The following is a 15,770-nucleotide window of genomic DNA, read 5'->3' as shown; positions in this document are numbered from 1 at the left end:
CGAGGAGAACCATGTCCGAATCACTGCCTGCCGCCACCGTCCGGACGCAGGTCACCGTGCCGCTGCGGTTCTCCGACGGCTACGCCACCACGGCCCGGCTGTTCACCTTCGACGGGCTCGTCGACGGTCGGGAACACCTCGCCTTCGCCCTCGGTGACGTCACCGGCGCGGGGGAGCGGGCCGCGCGGGTGCCGCTGGTCCGCCCGCACAGCGAGTGCCTCACCGGTGACGTGTTCGGCAGCCAACGGTGTGACTGCGGCCCACAGCTACGGGAGGCGGTGCAGCGGATCGCCGACGTCGGCGGCTACCTGCTCTACCTGCGGCAGGAGGGCCGGGGCATCGGCCTGTACGCCAAGCTCGACGCGTACGCGTTGCAGGACGCGGGGCTGGACACCTACGAGGCCAACGTGGCGCTCGGCCACGACGAGGACGAGCGCGACTACACGGTGGCCGCCCAGATGCTGGCCGCGCTCGGCGTCGGACCGATCGCCGTGCTGAGCAACAACCCGGAGAAGACCGAGCAGTTGGGTCGGCTCGGGGTGAGGGTCACCGAGCAGGTGCCCACCGGCGTCTTCCTCTCCCCGGCCAACGCCGACTATCTCGCGGCCAAGGCCAGCCGCGCCGCCCGCGCCGCCGACCTGCCGTTCGTCCGATGACCGGCCCGCCCACGGCGCCCCGGCCGTACGTGCTGCTCAGCTGCGCCACCTCGATCGACGGTTACATCGACGACGCCACCGACGAGCGGCTGCTGCTGTCCAACGACGCGGACCTCGACCGGGTCGACGCGGTCCGGGCCGACTGCGACGCGATCCTGGTCGGCGCCGGCACCGTCCGCCGCGACGATCCCCGGCTGCTGGTGCGGTGTGACCGACGTCGGGCCGAACGTCTCGCCCGTGGGCTGCCGGCCTCGCCGATCCGGGTGACCGTGACCGGCTGCGGCGACCTGGACCCCGCTGCCCGGTTCTTCACCGTCGGTGACACCGAGCGGATCGTCTACAGCGCCAGCGGCGGGGTGGAGAAGACCCGACACCGGCTGGGTGAGCTGGCCACGGTGATCGACGCCGGTGACCCGCTCGACCTGGTGCGCATGCTGGCCGATCTCGCCGACCGGGGCGTACGCCGGCTGCTGGTGGAGGGCGGCGCGGTGATGCACGGCCAGTTCCTCGCGGCGGGCCTGGCCGACGAGCTGCACCTGGTGGTGGCCCCGTTCTTCGTCGGGGACCGGCGGGCGCCGAGGTTCGTCGGTGAGGGCAGCTTCCCGTGGCATCCGGGGCGGCGGGCCAGGGTGCTGGAGGCGCGCCAGATCGGTGACGTGGTGCTGACCCGCTACGCCCTGTCCGAACGCTGCGAGCCGGGCTGAGCGGGACGGTCGAGGAACATCAGCCGGGCCTGCTTGTCGGGCAGGTCGATCAGCGGACCCTCGACGAAGCCGGCCCGGCGCAGCCGGGCGATCGCCTTGTCGTTGCGGGCGTCCGGCTCCATCACCAGCCGCAGCCGGCGACGGTCGGTGAAGACGAAGGCGATGAACTCGTCCAGCAGGGTGCCGGTGAATCCCGGCTCGGACCGTACCGGTGTGCCGATCAGCAGGTGGCCGCCGTGGTCGCCGGGGCGTACCGGGTAGCACTCGCCGACCGGGTCGTGCTCCGGCTCGTAGGTCTGGAACAACGCCACCGGCTCCCCGTCGCGCAGGGTGAGGAACGCGTGATGGGTGGGCAGCGAGTCCACGTACCGGTAGATCTCGGCGACCCGGTCCCGGTCGGCGTCACGCATCCCCCAGAACCGGGCCCGGTCCTGGCTGACCCAGGAGTGGATCACGTCGGCGTCGGCGTCCGGGTCGACCGGCCGGAAGGTGACCACACCGAATCGGGGCACGTGCCGTTCGTAGTGGTGGCGGTCAGTCATCGTGCTCCTCGGTCAGTCGGTCCCAGTCGCAGGTCGCCTGGATCAGGTCACCGCGTACCCACAGCGGCAGCTGGTCGTCGCGGTGCGGGCCGGCGCCGGTGGCGCCCAGCGGCACCACCCAGCGGCTGTCCGCGCGCTCGGCCAGGTCCCACACGTAGCGGGCGGCCGGCCCGCGCAGGCACAGGTCGGTGACGCCGGGAACGCTGGAGGTGGCCAGTACGCAGTCGTGGTCACCGGAGAGTTGCGGCCCCGGCGGCGCGGCCGGGTCGGGCAGCGCCTGCCACGGCACGAGCCGGTGTCGCTCACCCCAGCGGCGGGTGTCGGCGGCGGCGGCCACCTCCGCCAGGGCCGCGCGCAGCAGGTCGGCGCGGTCCACCTCGGGCAGGTCGGCGTGCAGCAGCGGGACCAGCGCGTACCCGACCCGGGGCAGCAGGGCCAGCCACGGCCGGAACACCTCCGGGTAGGCGGGTGGTTCGACCAGCGCCGCCAGCGCGGGATGGGTGGCGAGCCGGCGGGTCACGGCCGCCCGCAGGTCGGCGAAGGACGCGGCGTCGACGCTGTCGGCGGCCATCCGCCGGTCCCACGCCAGCAGGCGTTCCCGTAGCCCGGCGGCGGCCGGACCGAGCCCGTCGGTCGCGGCGAGCAGCTCCAGCAGCGGCCCGGCGGCGGCCAGGTAGGTGTCGGTGTGCACGGCCGCCAACTGTTCGGCGCGCCAGTCGCCGGCGGTGTCCAGCAGTTGGCGGATCCGGTCGGCCCGGTACGGCGGCGCGAACTCCACGCCGAAGGCGGCGGCGACGCCACGGTCGTTGGCCATCACCGCCACCTGGTCGACCGGTGCCTTCGGCATCGGGTGCCAGCCCTGCCAGGCGTGGCTCGCCTCCCAGCCGGGCACCACCCGCAGCCCGTTGTCCGGGTGGCGCCGGGGCACCCGGCCGGCCACCCGGTGCAGCAGCCCGCCGGCGGTGTCGGCCGCGAGGACCACGTTGACCGGCTCGACCCAGCCGTCCAGCGCCGCGTCGACGTCGCCGACGGTACGCGCCCGCAGCAGCGCCGGCAGTACGCCGAAGCCCAGCTCACCGAGGACCCGGGGCGGGTACCGCAGGCTGACCGTGAGCGCCGGGTCGTCGTCCGGCCCGCCGGACACCAGCGGTCCCCGCTCGGTCTCGATCACCTCGACCTCGACCGGTTCGGCGCCGGCCACCTCGATCGTCTCGACGTGCCGGTGCGCGGGCCGCCACCCGTCGGGCCCGTACGCCTCGACCCGGTCGCCCTGGCGGCGCAGCCGTTCGGCGTAGCCGTCCTGGTAGTCGGCCATCGCGTTGGTGATGGCCCAGGCGACCTCGCCGGCGTGGCCGAAGTGCGGGATGCCCGGGATGCCGGGTACGGCGAAGCCGAGCACGTCGTACTCCGGGCAGGCCAGGCGGATCTGCTGGTAGATGCCGGGCGCCTCGATGAACCGGTGCGGGTCACCGGCGATCAGGGCGGCGCCCGTGGCGGTGCGTTCGGCGGCGAGCAGCCAGCCGTTGCTGCCCGAGGTGACGTGACTGTCGACGGCGAACAGGCCGGTCGCCTGCGGGCCGAGCCGGCGGGCCACGTGGTCGCGCCAGAGTTTGGTGCCGAACCCGGCGAACAGCACGTGGTGGGTGAGCCAGAGCGCGAGCGGCGTCCACGGCTGCCAGCGGCCCGGTCGCAGGCCGGTGGCGGCGAACTCCGGCGCCCGCGCCGCACCGGCGGCCAGCGCGGCGTTGACCCCGTCCACGTAGCGACCCACCCACTGCGCGGTGGCCGGGTCGAGGGCGGCGTGGCAGCGTCGCGCGGTGTCGTCGAGCCGGGCCCGGCGGGCGAAGGTGTCCCAGGCCACCGCCTCGGCGCCGAGGAACGAGGTGGAGGTGCCCTGGGACCGGTGCCGTTCCACCTCGATCTGCCAGGCCCGGTCCAGCGCGGTGACCCGGCCCTGGGCGAAGGCCAGCGACGCGTGGTCGTCGGCGTGCAGGTGCGGGATGCCGTACGCGTCGCGGTAACGCCGCTCGGTCACGGCGCCACCGTACCGACTCGGGCACGGGCCGCCGGGACCACCAGCGGGGTGCCGGTCTCCGGGTCGTCGATGACCCGACAGGGCAGCCCGAAGACCTCCTTGACCAGATCGGCGGTGACGATCTGCCGGGGCTCACCGGCGGCGACCACCCGCCCGTCGCGCATGGCGATCAGGTGGGTGGCGTACCGGGCGGCGTGGTTGAGGTCGTGCAGCACCGCGACCAGGGTGCGGCCCTGCTCCTCGTGCAGCCGCGCGCAGAGGTCGAGCACCTCGACCTGGTGGGCGATGTCGAGGTAGGTGGTCGGCTCGTCCAGCAGCAGCAGCGGGGTCTGCTGGGCTAGCGCCATGGCCAGCCAGACCCGCTGCCGTTGGCCGCCGGAGAGCTCGTCGACCAGCCGGTCGGCCAGGTCGTCGACGCCGGTGGCGGCCATCGACTCGGCCACCACCCGCTCGTCGTCGCGGGACCACTGCCGCAGCAGTCCCTGGTGCGGATAGCGACCCCGGGCCACCAGTTCGGCGACGCCGATGCCGTCGGGGGCGGTCGGCGACTGCGGGAGCAGCCCCAGCGTACGGGCCACGGCGCGGGCGGGCCGCCGGTGGATGTCCTCGCCGTCGAGCAGCACCGACCCGGCGGCGGGCTTGAGCAGCCGGGACAGCGCGCGCAGCAGGGTGGACTTGCCGCACGCGTTGGGGCCGATGACGACCGTGAACGAGCGGTCGGGCACGGCGACGGTCAGGTCCTCGGCGACGATCCGCCGGTCGTAGGCGAGCCGCAGCCCGCTGCCACCCAGCCGGGAGGTCGGCATGCTGGTTGCTCCGTTCTCGTTGGGGGAGGTCGTCACCGCCGGCCTGCCGGCCTGGGGGTCGTCAACGCCGGTCGGCCGGCCCTGGTGGTCGTCACAGCCGGCCGGCCCGGCGTTCGGTGGCCAGCAGCCAGGCCAGGTAGCCGCCGCCGATCACGCCGGTGACCACACCGACCGGGAGTTGGCCGGGGAGGACGCGCAGCGTCACCTGGTCGGCCAGGACGATGATCAGCGCACCGATCACCGCCGCCGGCAGCAGGTTGACCCCGGGCGCCCTGGTCAGCCGTCGGGCCAGGTGCGGTGCGGTGAGCGCGACGAACGAGACCGGTCCGGCGGCGGCCGCCGCGAGGGCGACCAGCAGTACCGCCGCGGCGAGCAGCAGCATCCGCAGTCGGTGCACGTTCACGCCCAGCCCGCTGGCGGCGTCGTCGCCCAGCTCGGTCATCCGCAGCGCCGGAGCGCAGGCGAGCAGCACCGGCACCAGCACCGCCAGCGCGGCCAGCAGCGGCGCGGCGTCGGACCAGCCGCGACCGTCCAGGCTGCCGGTGAGCCAGAGCATCGCCCGGGAGGCGCTCATCAGCGGTACCCGGGTCATCAGGTAGCCGTTGACGCCGGTGAGGATGGCCGACATGCCGATACCGACCAGGACCAGTCGGTAGCCGTGCACGCCGCGGCGCCAGGCGACCAGGTAGATGAGCACGCCGGTGACGATGCCGCCGAGGGCCGCGGAGCCGGCGAGAGCGGCGCTGCTGCCGCCGACGGCCACCACGACGAGCGCGCCGGTCGCCGCGCCCTGGGTGAAGCCGAGCACGTCCGGGCTGCCCAGCGGGTTGCGTACCAGCGACTGGAACACCGCTCCGGCCAGTCCGAGCGCGGCGCCGACGGCCAGCGCGGTGACCAGCCGGGGCAGCCGCAGCTCGGTGACGATGAACTCCTCGGCGGGGCTGCCGCCCCCGGTGAGGGTACGCAGCACGTCGGCCGGGGACATCGGGTAGTCGCCGTGGCCGATGGCCAGTACCCCGGCGGCGAGGGCGAGCAGCAGGCCGGCGGTGCCGACGGCGAGGGCGCGGGGGTGCAGCCGCAGCGAGAGTCGTCGGGCGGTCCGAATCACGATCATGGCCGGGTCGTCCTCGTCCGCGTCACCAGTGACAGGAAGAGCGGGCCGCCGAGCACGGCGGTGACCAGCCCGACCTGGAGTTCGCCGGGGCGGCCGAGCACCCGGCCGAGCACGTCGGCGCCGAGCAGCAGCACCGGGGCGAGCAGCGCGCAGTAGGGCAGCAGCCAGCGCAGGTCCGGCCCGGTTAGGACGCGGACCAGGTGCGGCACCAGCAGGCCGACGAAGACGATCGGGCCGCAGGCGGCCGTGGCGGCGCCGCAGAGCAGGGTGATGGCGACGATCACCACGGCTCGGGCCAGGGCCGGGCGGGCGCCGAGCGCCTGGGCGGCGTCGTCGCCGAGGGCGAGCGCGTTGAGCGGTCGGGCCGCGGCGAGGGCCACCAGCAGCCCGACCGCGATGAACGGCAGCACCCGCCGCACGGTGCCGGCGTCGGCGTCGGCCAGCGACCCGACGGTCCAGAACCGCAGCCGCTCCAGGCCGGCCGCGTCGAGCAGCATCACGGCGCTGACGTACGAGTAGAGGGCCGCGTTGATGGCCGCGCCGGCCAGGGCCAGCCGCGCCGGGGTGGCCGAGCGGCCGCCACCGATGGCGTACACGCCGACGGTGACCGCGGCGGCGCCGAGCAGCGCGAACCACACCTGACCGGTGCCACCGCCGACACCGAACAGGGCCGCGGCGGTGGCGATCGCGGCGGCGGCACCGGCGTTGATGCCGAGCAGACCGGGGTCGGCGAGCGGATTGCGGGTCAACGCCTGCATCGCCGCGCCGGCCACGCCGAGCGCGGTGCCGGCGAGCAGGCCGAGCAGGGTACGCGGCACGCGCAGCTGCCGGACGACCGCGTACTCGGCGGCGTCGCGGTCGGTCAGGGCCTGCCACACGTCGGCGAGCGGGATCGGCTTGGCGCCGACGGTGATGCTGAGCACCGTGACCGCGAGCAGCGCCAGCGCGGCGACGGCGAGTCCACCGGCTCGCAGTGCCGCGCGGCGGTGCTTCGGTGGCGGTGTGGCCTGCACCGGCGCTTCGTGGGGCGGCGACTCGATGACGGACAGGGTGAGCTCCAGTGTGGTGCGAAACGCCGGCCGGACTTGACAGGAGGTTAGGTTAGGTTAGCCTAACCGCGGCTGTCCATTGCCCCCCGACCCTTGATCGAAAGACGACAACACCATGTCTGATCCCGTCTCCGCCCATCGCCTCTCCCGTCGGGGTCTGTTCGCCATCGGCGGCGCCGCCGCAATGGCCGCCGTGCTCGCCGGCTGCGGTCGGGACGAGGCCGCAACGCCCGGTTCCGACAACACTTCCGGACCCTGGTCGTTCACCGACGACCGTCCTGAGACGGTCACCGCGCAGGCCCGACCGGGCCGGGTGGTCGCCTTCACCGGGTCCGCCGCCGCGCTGGTCGATTTCGGACTCGGTCGCGAGGTCGTCGGTGTCTTCGGCGAGACGAAGAAGACGGACGGCACCGTCGAGCCGCAGGCCGGTGACCTGGACGTGGAGAGCGTGGAGATCCTCGGCAACGTCTGGGGCGAGTTCAGCGTCGAGAAGTACGCCGCGCTCCGCCCGGAGCTGCTGGTCACCCACATGTACGACCCGGGTGCGTACTGGTACGTGCCGGACGAGAGCAAGGACAAGATCCTGCCGCTCGCGCCGGTGGTGACCATCACCACCGCCCGGGTGCCGATGACCGCACCGATCGAGCGGTACGCGAAGCTCGCCGAGTCCCTCGGGGCAGACCTGTCGGCGGCGAAGGTCACCGACGCGAAGGCGCGGTTCGAGGCCGCCGCCGAGGCGGTACGCCAGGCGGTCAGGGCCAACCCCGGCATCAAGGTGATGGCGGCCTCCGGCAGCCCCGACCTGTTCTACGTCTCCAACCCCAAGGTCAGCACCGACCTGATGTACTTCGCCGAACTCGGTGTCGACATCGTGGTGCCGACCGAGTTGGCGGCCGGTGACTACTTCGAGGCGCTCAGCTGGGAGAACGCCGGCAAGTTCCCGGCCGACCTGATCCTGCTCGACAACCGCGGCACCGCGCTGCAACCCACCGACCTGGCCGCCAAGCCCACCTGGAAGCAACTGCCCGCCGTGCAGGCCGGACAGGTCACTGGATGGGACGCGGTGCCCCGCTTCTCGTACGCCGGCTCGGCTCCGCTGCTGGAGAACCTCGCCAAGGCGATCCAGGGCGCGAAGAAGCTGACCTGACGCCGCCGGGCGGCCGGCGCGGTGGACCACCCCGCCGGCTGCCCCTGCACCACCCTCCCAGGACCCCAAACACCCGCCGCCCACCCGTCGTGCGGCGGGTTCCGGCTGCCCGAATACCGAACCGCCGAGCGTGGAGGACATCCATGACCCTGCCGGTGCACACCGCCGAGGCAACGCCGACCCACCAGCCGCCCGGCCCCACACCTGCCCGGGCCCACCTGCTGAGCGACGACACGGTCGCGCAGTACCGCCAGGCGGTCGCCGCCGGCACCGACCGGGTGGCCCGGCGGATGGCCGAGGTGACCGGACCGTTCACCGGCGTACGCCCGGACGAGTTGGCGCCGCTGGTGGAGTCGATCGACCTGGACCGGCCGCTGGGGGACACCACCGCCGCGCTGGACGAGCTGGAGGAGGTCTACCTGCGCGACGCGGTCTGGTTCCACCACCCCCGCTACCTGGCCCACCTCAACTGCCCGGTGGTGATCCCGGCGCTGCTCGGTGAGGCGGTGCTCAGCGCGGTCAACTCCTCGATGGACACCTGGGACCAGAGCGCCGGCGGCACGCTCATCGAGCGGCGGCTGATCGAGTGGACGACCGACCGGATCGGCCTCGGTCCGGCCGCCGACGGGGTGTTCACCAGCGGTGGAACCCAGTCGAACCTGCACGCCCTGTTGCTGGCCCGGGAGGAGGCGCTGGCCGGGGCCGGCCCCACCGACCGGCGGGTCCTGCTGCCCCAACTGCGGATCATCGCCTCGGCGGCGGGCCACTTCAGCGTGCAGAAGGCGGCCAAGCTGCTCGGCCTCGCCCCGGACGCGGTGGTGGTCGTGGAGACCGGCCCCGACCGCCGGATGCGTCCCGGTGCCGTGCGGCACGAGATCGCCCGCTGCCGCCGCGCCGGCCTGACCGTGATGGCCGTGGTGGCCACCGCCGGCACCACCGACTTCGGCACCATCGACCCGCTGGACGAGATCGCCGAGGTGTGCGCCACGGCCGGGGTGTGGCTGCACGTGGACGCCGCGTACGGCTGCGGTCTGCTGGTCTCGCCCACCCGCCGGCACCTGTTGGACGGCATCGAACGGGCCGACTCGGTGACCGTCGACTACCACAAGTCCTTCTTCCAGCCGGTCAGCTCCAGCGCCCTGGTGGTCCGGGACCGGCGGACGTTGCGACACGCCACCTGGCACGCCGACTACCTCAACCCGGCCCGGATGGTCGCCCAGCGCATCCCCAACCAGGTCGACAAGAGCTTGCAGACCACCCGCCGCTTCGACGCCCTCAAGCTCTGGCTGACCCTGCGGGTGATGGGTCCGGACGCCGTCGGCGAACTCTTCGACGAGGTCTGCGACCTGGCCGCGCAGGCCTGGGAACTGGTCGCCGCCGACCCCCGGTTCGAGGTGCTCACCCGTTCCCAGCTGAGCACGGTGGTGTTCCGGTGGCGGCCCACCGGTCCGGGCCGGGAACTCGCCGACCCGGCCAACCTGCGGGCCCGGGAGGCGCTGGCCGCCTCCGGCCTCGCCGTGGTCGCCGGCACCAAGGTCGACGGCCGGCAGTACCTCAAGTTCACCGTGCTGAACCCGGCCACCACCGCCGAGGACATCGCCTACGTGCTCGACCTGATCGCCGAGCACGCCGGCCGGTACGTGCACGAGCACGCCGACTCGCCCGCCGCCGACCTGACCTGCCCGGTCGGCTGAGCATGCCGCCTGCGAACCCGAGCCTGGAGGGTCGGATGGAAAGCTACCACTTCATCGGGATCGGCCTCGGCCCGTACAACCTCGGCCTGGCCTGCCTGACCGCGCCGCTCGCCGACCTGGACGGGCTGTTCCTGGAGGCCCGCTCCGACGTCTCCTGGCATCCCGGCATGCTGCTGGAGTCGTCGCGGCTGCAGACCCCGTTCCTGGCCGACCTGGTCACCCTGGCCGACCCCACCTCGCCCTTCTCCTTCCTCAACTACCTCAAGGAGATCGGCCGGCTCTACCCCTTCTACATCCGGGAGAGCTTCTTCCCGCTGCGGGTGGAGTACGACGCGTACTGCCGCTGGGCGGCCGGGAAGCTGCCCAACCTGCGCTTCGGTCACCAGGTGACCGCCGTCGAGTACGACCCGGCGGACCAGTGCTACCTGGTGACCGCCACCGTCGACGACCGCACCGTCACCCACCGGGCCCGGCACCTGGTGCTCGGCACCGGCACCCCGCCACACCTGCCCGCCGCCTGCGCCGAGCTGACCTCCGACGCGGTGCACAACTCGCGCTACCTGGCACACCGCGACGAGTTGACGGCCAAGCGCAGCATCACCATCGTGGGCAGCGGGCAGAGCGCCGCCGAGATCTACCACGACCTGCTCGGCGACATCGACGCCCACGGCTACCAGCTGAACTGGGTGACCCGCTCACCGCGCTTCTTCCCGCTGGAGTACACCAAGCTCACCCTGGAGATGACCTCACCGGACTACGTGGACTACTTCCACGCCCTGCCCGAGCCGGCCCGCTACCGCCTGGAGGCCGAGCAGAAGGGGCTGTTCAAGGGGATCTCCGCCGACCTGGTCAACGACATCTACGACCTGCTCTACGCACGCAGCGTCCACGGCCCGGTGAACACCCGCCTGCTGACCAACACCGAACTGACCAGCGCGGCGTACGACGCGAACACCGGCGTGCACACGCTCGGGCTGCGGCACGCCGAGCAGGGCCGCGACTTCACCCTGGACACCGAGGGGCTGGTGCTTGCCACCGGCTACCGCTACCAGGTGCCGGCCTTCCTGGAGCCGATCCGGCACCGGCTGCGCTTCGACGGCCAGGGTCGACTCGACGTCGCCCGCAACTACAGCGTCGATGCGACCGGACGCGGCGTGTTCCTGCAGAACGGCGGCACCCACACGCACAGCATCACCTCGCCGGACCTCGGGATGGGGCCGTACCGCAACGCCTGGATCATCCGGGAACTGCTCGGCCGGGAGCCGTACCCGATCGAGAAGTCGATCACCTTCCAGGAGTTCGGGGTGACGGCGTGACCGCGCTCGTCTACACCCGACACGATCGGCGGCTCGGCGAGTTCGCCCTGCGTACGCTGGATGTGGACGCCGACGCCGCGCTGCTGCACCGCTGGGTGACCCACCCCCGGGCGGCCTTCTGGCTGATGCAGGACGCCGACGTCGACGCCGTGGCCGCCGAGTACCGGCGTATCGCCGCCCACCCGTACCACGAGGCGTTCCTCGGGCTGTGGCGAGGCGAGCCGGCGTTCCTCGCCGAACGGTACGACCCGGCACAGGTCGAGTTGGTGGGGCTGCACGACGCGCAGCCCGGTGACGTCGGCATGCACTTCCTCTGCGCACCGGCCGAGACCCCGGTGCACGGCTTCACCCGGGCCGTCATCACCACCGTGATGGCCTGGCTCTTCGCCGACCCCGGCACCCGCCGGGTGGTGGTCGAGCCGGACGTCCGCAACACCGCCGTGCACGTGCTCAACACGGCGGTCGGCTTCGAGGTGGTCGGCCCGATCGCCAAGCCGGAGAAGACGGCCCTGTTGAGCATCTGCACCCGGGAACGGTTCCGGATCGCGGTATCGGGTGCCACCGAAGCGAAGGAGCATCACCTTGACCACTCGTGACCTGGTCGCCCACCTGCGTCCGGAAACCTGGGAGCGGGCCAACCGGCTGCTGGTGCGCAAGGCGCTGGCCGAGTTCACCCACGAGCGGCTGCTCACTCCGGAGCCGGACGGGCCGCCGGCCGACGACGGCCGTCGCTGGTACGCGGTGACCGGCGACTCCGGCGCGGTGCGCTACCGGTTCGCCGCCCGGGTGCTGACCCTGGAGCACTGGGACATCGACCCGGACAGCATCACCCGGCAGCGGGGCGACGAGACGCTGCCGCCGGACGCGGTTGACCTCTGTCTCGACCTACGCGGCGCGCTGGGCCTCAGCGACCGGATCCTGCCGGTCTATCTGGAGGAGATCAGCTCCACCCTGGCCGGCATCGCGTACAAGCTGGATCGGGCGCTGCCGAGCGCGGCGAAACTGGTCGAGGCCGAGTTCCAGACCATCGAGACGTCGATGACCGAGGGACATCCCTGTTTCGTGGCCAACAACGGCCGGCTCGGCTTCGGCGTCGACGAGTACCACCGCTACGCCCCGGAGGCCGCCCGCCCGGTGCGGCTGATCTGGCTGGCCGCCCACCGCGACCACGCCACCTTCACCAGCTCCGCCGACCTCGACCACGACACGCTGCTGCGTGCGGAGCTGGGCGAGACCACCCTCGCCGGATTCGGCGAAACCCTGGCCGGGCTCGGCCTCGACCTGGCCGACTATCACCTCATCCCGGTGCACCCCTGGCAGTGGTGGAACAAGCTGTCCGTCACCTTCGCCGGCGAGGTGGCCCGACAGCGACTGGTCTACCTCGGCGAGGGGCCCGACGAATACCTCGCCCAGCAGTCCATCCGCACCTTCTTCAACGTCAGCCACCCGGAACGGCACTACGTCAAGACCGCGTTGTCGGTGCTGAACATGGGCTTCATGCGGGGCCTGTCGGCGGCGTACATGGAGGCCACCCCGGCGATCAACGACTGGCTGGCCGACCTGATCGCCGCCGACGAGGTGTTCCGGGCCACCGGGCTGACGATCATTCGGGAGCGGGCCGCCGTCGGCTACCGGCACCGGCAGTACGAGGCCGCCACCGACCGCTACTCGCCGTACCGCAAGATGCTCGCCGCGCTCTGGCGGGAGAGCCCGGTGCCCGACCTGGCCCCCGGCCAGCGGCTGGCCACCATGGCCTCGCTGCTGCACGTCGACGCCGACGGCCGGTCCTTCGCCGCCGAGCTGATCGCCGCCTCCGGCCTGGCCCCGACCCAGTGGCTGCGCCGCTACCTCACCGCCTATCTGACCCCGCTGCTGCACGCCTTCTACGCCTACGACCTGGCCTTCATGCCGCACGGCGAGAACGTCATCATGGTGCTGCGGGACGGCGCGGTCGATCGGGTGATCTTCAAGGACATCGCCGAGGAGATCGTGGTGATGGGCTCCGATGCGGCGCTCCCGCCCGCGGTCGAGCGGATCCGGGCCGACATCCCGGAGGACATGAAGCTGCTGTCGATCTTCACCGACGTGTTCGACTGCTTCTTCCGCTTCCTCGGCGCGGTGCTGGTCGATCAGGGCGTCCTCGATGAGGAGACCTTCTGGCGTGCGGTCGCCGACTGCGCCACCGAGTACGCCGGCCAGGTGCCCCACCTGGCCGACCGGCTCGCCCGCTACGACCTGTTCGCCCCGGAGTTCGCGCTCTCCTGCCTCAACCGGCTGCAACTGCGCGACAACCAGCAAATGGTCGACTTGGCGGACCCGTCGGCCGCCCTGCAACTGGTCGGCGCCCTGACCAATCCGCTGGCCCGCTTCGCGCCGTCCTGACCCTCGACCGAGTGGCCGCGAACGAGGCACCGCATCACGACCCGCGTCGACCGACGTCAAGATCGAGCTAGGCTGGCGAAATGGCATCCATCGTGCAGCGAATCATGTCCTTCCTCAACAGCCCCAAGGGCCGCCAGGTTGTTGATCGGGGACGGCGCGAGTTGGCGAAACCCGGCAACCAGGAGAAGCTCCGGCGGCTCATCGCAAAGGGAAAGGGGAGCGGCCGCCGACCCTGAACGGGCAGTGCGCTGTCCGCCGCGCCCGGCGACTGGTCGGCGCGGTGCTCACTGCGCGGCCAGCTCGACCACGTCGCGGTCGAGCAACTCGCTGTGCCGGGCTACCAGTGCGGGTAACCTCCGAGGCGGCACGGGCAGCGCCCCCCCCTCGAAGACGGTCAGTGGCGTGATTCGGTCGACGGGGCCGGAGCGTACTCAAGCACGACCGCCGTCAGGTAGCGCGGGGTGGTGGGGAGATCTGCCGCTCCCACCGCGAACATCAGCGGGCTGTCCGGGATGCTGGCGAGCCCGTGCAGGCTCATGCCGGTCGCGTCCGACGGCTGCGGCGCGGGGACGCCGGCCCACGTGCCGCTGCCGTACGTGACGAGCGAGGCGCTCGGCGCCGGCGAGTTGTCGATCAGCCACGGCTGTCCGGCCAGGTCGGTGACCACGTCGGGCAGTGCGCCGCCCTGCGTGTACCTGTGCAGTTCGAACGATCCCCCGCTCCCGCGCACGGCCAGCCCACCGTCGCCGACCGCCCACAGCTCGCTCGACGAGGGACCCGCGAGCGCTTCGAACGAGGACTCGTCCTCGTTGATACCCACCTGGACCGTGCGCCAGCCCGTGCCGTTCCAGTGAAAGAGCAACGGGCCCGTGAATCCCTTCCACGCGCCGTTGCCGGCGGCCCAGACGTCGTCCGGCCCGAAGGCCTTGATCGCGGTGAGGGTGCAGAAGTTCGGCATCCCACCGAAGGACGTGCCGCCGGTGCGGCATTCGGCGGGCGGCTGGTGCGACCGCCAGGATCGTCCGTCCCACTGCTCGATGATCACATCGTTGCGGTCATTGCCCACCAACCAGGCGTGTCCGCCGAGGACCGTGAGTCCGGTGATCAGTGCGTGGTTCTCGCCGTCGCCCCGCGCGAACGGCACCTCGCGCCAGGCGCTCCCGTCGTAGTGCAGGACATGCGTCACCTGATCCTCCGGGGTGGCGGCGGCCGTGCTGCCGACCGCCCAGACATTCCGGGCCGAGTCGGCGGCCACGAGGTCGAGACGGCCGCGCCACGAGATCGCCGGCAGTGCTGCTCGCGCCCAGTTCGTGCCGTCCCACTGAAGGATCAACGGGGTGCCGGTGTCGTTCGGCTCTGCGGGCGAGTAGGCCTCGCTACCGACGGCCCACGCGTGCGTGGCGTCCACCGACACCACGTCCCACAGCACGCTTGTGGGTCCGGCCAACTCCGGCAGCGCGGCCAGCCGCCAGCCCGGTGTCGGCGCATCGGTGACGACGGCTTCGGGTGTTCCGTCGGAGGGGACCGAGGTGCTCGTGCCGACCGATCCGCCGGTGCACCCCGATGCCAGCAGAACAGCGGCCATCGTCGTGGCAATCTTGCGCATGGCCCTGATGATCGCATCGCGATGCCACCGACCTTGGAGATCGGCCAGCCGGTTGAGATCCGTGAACGCGGGACGCATCGCCGCCCGGCCGAAGTCGATGACGCTGACCACGCCGTCGTGGACGAGCCAGTTGCGGGGCTGCCAGTCCCCGTGGGTGGGGACGACGGACGCCGACGGGGTCGGCCAGCCGGTGATCTCAGCCCGTAGCCGCCGAACGGTGTGCGCGGCGATCCGGTGCGGGCGGCCCAGCCACGCCAGCGACTTCTCGTTCTCGCGTCGCTCGTAGTCGTCGTCGGTGACGACGTCTTGGGCGTGCAACAGCGCCAGCAGCTCACCGGCCTGCCGGTAGACGTGGGGATCATCGGCGTGCTCGGTGCCGAGCACCAGCTCAGCAGGCAGGTAACGGATGACGAGGAGCTTGGCGTCCGCGTCGCCGTGCAGCAGAGCCGGCGCACACCCCCGTTCGGTCCACGGACGCAGCCAGGCGGCATGGGCGTCCAGTTCGCGCCGGATGCCGTGGTCCTCGTCGCCGCCAGCCTTGACGATGAACCGCGAACCGGCCTAGGTCACCTCCAGGACGGTGGTGGCCACCAACCCCCAGCTGCGGTCCGCCTCCACGGTCGCGCCTGGCAGCCACCGCCTAAGCAGCGTCCGCTGCTGCGGCGTCAGGCTGTCGAGCGCAGACGTCACGGCGGAAAGGATACGAGCCGGCCGTCAGG

Annotated in this window: 15 protein-coding genes; 8 read left to right on the top strand and 7 right to left on the bottom strand. The window is 72.5% G+C overall.

Going from position 1 to position 15,770, the window contains the following annotated elements:
- The first annotated feature begins 11 nt into the window (after positions 1-11).
- Both BMY89_RS05525 and BMY89_RS05520 read left to right on the top strand, forming a co-directional pair.
- Entirely contained in the window at positions 12-656 is a 645-nt protein-coding gene (locus BMY89_RS05525) for a GTP cyclohydrolase II (protein ID WP_092375986.1), read from the top strand.
- On the top strand, positions 653-1,360 hold the full coding sequence (locus BMY89_RS05520; RefSeq protein WP_092375984.1) for a RibD family protein: 708 nt from the start codon (positions 653-655) through the stop codon (positions 1,358-1,360). Before BMY89_RS05525 ends, BMY89_RS05520 begins: the two co-directional genes overlap by 4 nt.
- Here BMY89_RS05520 and BMY89_RS05515 read toward each other — a convergent pair.
- From BMY89_RS05515 to BMY89_RS05495, 5 genes are all read right to left on the bottom strand, one after another.
- Positions 1,327-1,902 (bottom strand): GNAT family N-acetyltransferase, encoded by a 576-nt coding sequence (locus BMY89_RS05515; RefSeq protein WP_092375981.1) that lies wholly within the window; start codon positions 1,900-1,902, stop codon positions 1,327-1,329. The two genes, BMY89_RS05520 and BMY89_RS05515, sit on opposite strands and share 34 nt — an antisense overlap.
- Entirely contained in the window at positions 1,895-3,937 is a 2,043-nt protein-coding gene (locus BMY89_RS05510; protein WP_092375978.1) for a penicillin acylase family protein, read from the bottom strand. Before BMY89_RS05510 ends, BMY89_RS05515 begins: the two co-directional genes overlap by 8 nt.
- On the bottom strand, positions 3,934-4,743 hold the full coding sequence (locus BMY89_RS05505; RefSeq protein WP_092375975.1) for an ABC transporter ATP-binding protein: 810 nt from the start codon (positions 4,741-4,743) through the stop codon (positions 3,934-3,936). Before BMY89_RS05505 ends, BMY89_RS05510 begins: the two co-directional genes overlap by 4 nt.
- Before the next feature lie 91 nt (positions 4,744-4,834).
- On the bottom strand, positions 4,835-5,857 hold the full coding sequence (locus BMY89_RS05500; RefSeq protein ID WP_092375973.1) for a FecCD family ABC transporter permease: 1,023 nt from the start codon (positions 5,855-5,857) through the stop codon (positions 4,835-4,837).
- The gene (locus BMY89_RS05495; RefSeq protein ID WP_372433265.1) at positions 5,854-6,801 is read right to left on the bottom strand and encodes a FecCD family ABC transporter permease; all 948 of its coding nucleotides are present in this window, start codon (positions 6,799-6,801) and stop codon (positions 5,854-5,856) included. Before BMY89_RS05495 ends, BMY89_RS05500 begins: the two co-directional genes overlap by 4 nt.
- Positions 6,802-7,021: 220 nt before the next feature.
- On the opposite strand from BMY89_RS05495, the gene BMY89_RS05490 reads away from it, so the two are divergent.
- From BMY89_RS05490 to BMY89_RS30240, 6 genes are all read left to right on the top strand, one after another.
- Positions 7,022-8,053: an ABC transporter substrate-binding protein gene (locus BMY89_RS05490; RefSeq protein ID WP_092375967.1), complete on the top strand. Its 1,032-nt coding sequence runs from the start codon at positions 7,022-7,024 to the stop codon at positions 8,051-8,053.
- 143 nt (positions 8,054-8,196) lie between these two features.
- The gene (locus BMY89_RS05485) at positions 8,197-9,747 is read left to right on the top strand and encodes a pyridoxal phosphate-dependent decarboxylase family protein (protein WP_092375964.1); all 1,551 of its coding nucleotides are present in this window, start codon (positions 8,197-8,199) and stop codon (positions 9,745-9,747) included.
- A 35-nt stretch (positions 9,748-9,782) separates the two neighbouring features.
- A complete protein-coding gene (locus BMY89_RS05480; protein ID WP_092377399.1) occupies positions 9,783-11,063 on the top strand; it encodes a lysine N(6)-hydroxylase/L-ornithine N(5)-oxygenase family protein in 1,281 nt (426 codons plus the stop codon).
- Complete coding sequence (locus BMY89_RS05475) at positions 11,060-11,659, top strand: GNAT family N-acetyltransferase (protein ID WP_092375961.1); 600 nt, start codon at positions 11,060-11,062, stop codon at positions 11,657-11,659. The genes BMY89_RS05480 and BMY89_RS05475 overlap by 4 nt, the downstream gene beginning before the upstream one ends.
- Positions 11,646-13,445, top strand: a complete 1,800-nt coding sequence (locus BMY89_RS05470) for an IucA/IucC family protein (protein ID WP_092375958.1) — start codon at positions 11,646-11,648, stop codon at positions 13,443-13,445. Before BMY89_RS05475 ends, BMY89_RS05470 begins: the two co-directional genes overlap by 14 nt.
- 80 nt (positions 13,446-13,525) lie before the next feature.
- Positions 13,526-13,681, top strand: coding sequence for a hypothetical protein (locus tag BMY89_RS30240; RefSeq protein ID WP_170147661.1), 156 nt, complete (start codon positions 13,526-13,528; stop codon positions 13,679-13,681).
- Between the two features lie 158 nt (positions 13,682-13,839).
- Here the strand turns inward: BMY89_RS30240 and BMY89_RS05465 are convergent, their stop codons facing one another.
- Positions 13,840-15,495, bottom strand: a complete 1,656-nt coding sequence (locus BMY89_RS05465; protein WP_408631990.1) for an aminoglycoside phosphotransferase family protein — start codon at positions 15,493-15,495, stop codon at positions 13,840-13,842.
- Between the two features lie 117 nt (positions 15,496-15,612).
- Positions 15,613-15,741, bottom strand: coding sequence for a hypothetical protein (locus tag BMY89_RS31285; RefSeq protein WP_269766846.1), 129 nt, complete (start codon positions 15,739-15,741; stop codon positions 15,613-15,615).
- Positions 15,742-15,770 lie beyond the last annotated feature (29 nt).

Origin of the sequence: Micromonospora phaseoli, from assembly GCF_900109115.1 — a bacterium.
GTDB lineage: Bacteria > Actinomycetota > Actinomycetes > Mycobacteriales > Micromonosporaceae > Micromonospora > Micromonospora phaseoli.
Note: the sequence above shows the minus strand (reverse complement) of the source record. Positions and strands in the feature narration are given on the sequence as shown.